The sequence below is a fragment of the Arcobacter sp. genome, assembly GCF_050300555.1.
Taxonomy (GTDB): domain Bacteria; phylum Campylobacterota; class Campylobacteria; order Campylobacterales; family Arcobacteraceae; genus Arcobacter.
The window spans coordinates 1-515 of the sequence record NZ_JBNKXY010000444.1; the positions used below are offsets into that span (position 1 = coordinate 1).

1 protein-coding gene is annotated in these 515 nt (G+C 26.6%); it reads left to right on the forward strand.

The features are described 5' to 3' along the window. Nucleotides 1-119 precede the first annotated feature (119 nt). Nucleotides 120-464 (forward strand): winged helix-turn-helix transcriptional regulator, encoded by a 345-nt coding sequence (locus ACQY5W_RS13625; protein ID WP_428025509.1) that lies wholly within the window; start codon nt 120-122, stop codon nt 462-464. Nucleotides 465-515: the final 51 nt, after the last annotated feature.

The following is a 515-nucleotide window of genomic DNA, read 5'->3' on the forward strand; positions in this document are numbered from 1 at the left end:
ACAATTATTTTATTCATTTTGTATTTATTTTTAAACAAAACTATATTATTACTAACTTTGAAACAAGTACTTACTAAATGGTAAGTAACTGACTTTAAACTCGGAATACAATCATTATTATGGAAATAGAGGTAAAAAAAATAAAAGAAAAATACATTATAGCTGAAGAATGTCCCATAATTATTTTTATGGAGCAAATAGGTGGCAAATGGAAACCCGTTATTATATGGATATTATTAAGTAATGAAGTGATGCGTTTTAATGAACTGGACAAAACTATAAAAGGAATAAGCCAGAAAATGTTATCGCAACAATTAAAAGACTTGGAACAATTAGGAGTAGTTGTTAGAAAATCTTATCCAGTAATTCCTCCAAAAGTAGAATATCGTTTAACCGAAAAAGGAAAATCGTTAGCTCCTCTTTTAACAGGTATGAAAACTTGGGTGTATGAAAATTTAATTTAATAACAATAGCTTATCTAGTTCCAAAAATCTCATTTTTCAAATCTTCAATTT